This is a genomic window from Minwuia thermotolerans, from assembly GCF_002924445.1.
GTDB lineage: Bacteria > Pseudomonadota > Alphaproteobacteria > Minwuiales > Minwuiaceae > Minwuia > Minwuia thermotolerans.
The window spans coordinates 1-2,908 of record NZ_PIGG01000052.1 but is presented as its reverse complement, the minus strand read 5'-3'; the positions used below and the strand labels follow the sequence as shown (position 1 = coordinate 2,908).

The 2,908-nt window shown below is 62.0% G+C and carries 3 protein-coding genes and 1 pseudogene; all 4 read left to right on the top strand.

The window, feature by feature from the left end; translation table 11 throughout:
* A pseudogene (locus CWC60_RS16055) lies at nt 1–183 on the top strand (IS630 family transposase); the annotation flags it as partial.
* Nucleotides 184–262: 79 nt separating this feature from the next.
* The gene (locus tag CWC60_RS16050) at nt 263–616 is read left to right on the top strand and encodes a helix-turn-helix domain-containing protein (protein WP_109794949.1); all 354 of its coding nucleotides are present in this window, start codon (nt 263–265) and stop codon (nt 614–616) included.
* A gap of 12 nt (nt 617–628) precedes the next feature.
* A complete protein-coding gene (locus CWC60_RS16045; RefSeq protein ID WP_109794948.1) occupies nt 629–1,612 on the top strand; it encodes a hypothetical protein in 984 nt (327 codons plus the stop codon).
* 94 nt (nt 1,613–1,706) lie between these two features.
* Nucleotides 1,707–2,528 carry a PGN_0703 family putative restriction endonuclease gene (locus CWC60_RS16040; protein WP_109794947.1) on the top strand — a complete coding sequence of 274 codons (822 nt, stop codon included), beginning with the start codon at nt 1,707–1,709 and terminating at the stop codon, nt 2,526–2,528.
* The last annotated feature ends 380 nt before the right edge of the window (nt 2,529–2,908 follow it).

Genomic DNA, 2,908 nt, shown 5'->3' with positions numbered 1-2,908 from the left:
CGGCTCAGCAAGCGTCGCCTGAAGCGCGGCGTGTTCCATTCGCTGGTCGACCTGCAGGCCGCCATCAATCGCTTCGTCGCCGAGCACAACCAGGAGCCCAGGCCGTTCGCCTGGACCGCCGATCCCGACCGGATCATCGAAGCCGTCAAGCGCGGGCACCAAGAGTTAGATTCGCTCCACTAGGGGCGAGTGGGCGTTTGACAGTCGTTCTCGTGCCAACAGCAGGGTGTTAAGGTCTATATTCGTGTACTATATACGACACATGACGCATTTCGGTCAGTATGTGCGGGAAAGACGGGAAGAGCTCCGGAAAGGAGATCGTCGATACTCGCTGCGCCAGGTGGCAGAGCGTATTGGCATCGAGCCGGCCTACCTCTCGAAGGTGGAGCGGGACGAGGTGGCCCCGCCGGGAGAGGCCACCACCGTCCGGCTTGCCGGGGAACTCGGCGAGGATCCGGATGTCATGCTGGCATTGGCCGGAAAGGTCTCAGGGGAACTGCAGGAGATCATTCGCAGAAGGCCGAAGCTGTTTGCGCGGCTTCTGCGGGAACTGAAATCCGCCCCGGACCACGCGATCCTCAGTGTGGTTCGCGAGGTCCGAGACGGTGACTGGTAGGAGACAGAGCCCATGACGACACTCGAGCACGACCGCCTGGTCTTCCGCTTCCCCGAGGTGCACGAGGATGCCTGCTGTGCCATCGATTTCCAGCGTACCCTGCGCCTTCCGGATGACGACCGGGAGCATCTCCTTCCGCCGGGCCTCGGTTCCTTCCCGCTGCGCCACGTCGATGACTTCTCGCACCGGCTCCCGCCGAACTGGCACGATAGGGGCGGCGTGTTCTTCCCCATCCACCGGGCAGAGGCCATGTGGGTGAATTTTTCTGCCGATGATTACCCTTTCGCCGTGAAGGTGGCGGCGGGCAAGGTCAACGCCGTGACTGGCGAGCCCTGGGCGCCACAACTGAACCGGGACCCGCAGGACTATGCCGTGTTGCCACGCCAGCCATGGCTGGACGGGTTCTGTGTCGAGAAAGGCGTCATCCGACAGTTCGTGGCGGCCCAACTTGGCGAAGGCGCCACAGCTGAAGAGCAGATCACCGGCAATGGGGAACACGGCGGATTGCAGTTCATCGTCTACCCGATGAAGGCCGATCGCTACGAGGAAATCCGGCGGCAGCGTCAGCAGATGATGGAGGACCGGGTAATGTATTCAGCTCGAAGGTCCGTCATGCATGGCATCCCGGACCTCGTAGAGGATATGGATATGGGGATGGCTCCAGGCGGGCGCATGCGCCAGGAAATCTATGAAGACGAACATGGCCTTGATACATGGGACCAGCGTCATGGCCAGCGTTGTTTCGTGGCGATGGCGGATGCGCTGCTCTGGGAAGCGATCACCGATGAGCAACCGCCGACCGAGCCGCCGACCGCTGAAGACTACAACCTCGCCGGGCTTCCCTGGTTCGACTACTACGACGACAAGGCGGCCGCGCTCGAAGGCGCCGAGAAGCTGGCACACCTTAAGTCCATCCGGGATACGCTCCTTAAGGGAATTCCTCGAGCTGAAGCACGCGTCCGACATGTCGGGCCCTCGAGGCGACCTCGACCCTGATCCCGGACCGGGTCCTGTCACACGGGGAGGCTCGCTGCCAGGTGAGCCTCCCCGTCAGCTGGCGAAAACTGGCATCTCGCTGTAAGTATGATCCATGCTCAATCCATCGGTTCGTGCTGCCCAGGCGCTGGCAGCCGCTTACACGCACACCCATCCGAGCAGGCCACTCGACGGGAAAGGCTACGCTGAGACGGCGGAGGCCAATCTGCTTGAAGGCGTCCGCCTGGAAGATTTCAGGCAGGATTTTGAGCAGGGCGACGGCAATGAACTGGAGGGCAAGTTCCTTGCTGCCCATTCCTCTTCAGCGTTTGCGGCGAACTGCTTCGGGCCCTTCAAGACCCGGCCGGAAGAGCTCGAGCTGGTCGGTAAAGGCGGTTTCACCAAGCTTGGCTTCGAACGCAAGTGCCCGACCGGACTCAGGGGCAAAAGTCCCAACCTTGACCTCGTCGCTCAGACAGACGACCAGATCATTGCCGTTGAATCCAAGTGCACGGAGTACCTGACTTCGCATGAGGCCAGGTTCGCGGACGCCTACTCGGAGAAGATCCTGGATGATCGTCGCGACGGCCCCTGGTTCGCGGAAATGGAACGGCTGAAGCAGGACCCGCGCGGATACGTTCATCTCGACGCAGCCCAGCTCATCAAGCACGCCTTCGGCCTCGCGTACACCTTCCCGGGCCAGAAGGTGATGCTGCTTTACCTCTACTGGGAGCCCGCCAACCCGGAGGCAGACCCGGCCTTTGCCCGGCATCAAGCCGAGATCGAGGCCTTTGCAGAACGCACGAGCGAAGGGTTCCCCCGATTTGCCTCGCTTTCCTACCCGGCGCTCTGGAAGTCCTGGAACAACCGAGAAGGCCCCGACTGGCTTCGCGCGCATGTTGCCAACCTCCAGGCACGCTACCTGGTCGAAATCTGACCTCCGGCAGGTGCCCTGCGGCAGCAGGGCGGGTTAGGCTGACACATGGCCGATCGTGATGACCTCGAAGCAGCTGTCCGGCTCCTGAATGCGCACCCGGACTGTGAACCGGCCTGCAAAAGTGACCCCCGTAGCGGGGTAATCGGCGTCCAAAACTGGGTCTGGCGCAAAGTTCGTGCAGGTGAGCGGGATTCCCGACCTTTGAAGCGCCGTATACGGTAGAGTAAAGGGAGGACTCTACCAGATGTTGCATAAATCCAGCTTGTTGAAGCTGATCCCGCCGGGCTTGGTGGCGAACCGGTGGGCGGTCGACGGTGACGAGCTGATCGTGAATGCCGTCGGTGCCGGAGGTGACGCCGCATGTCCTGACTGCGGGGTTG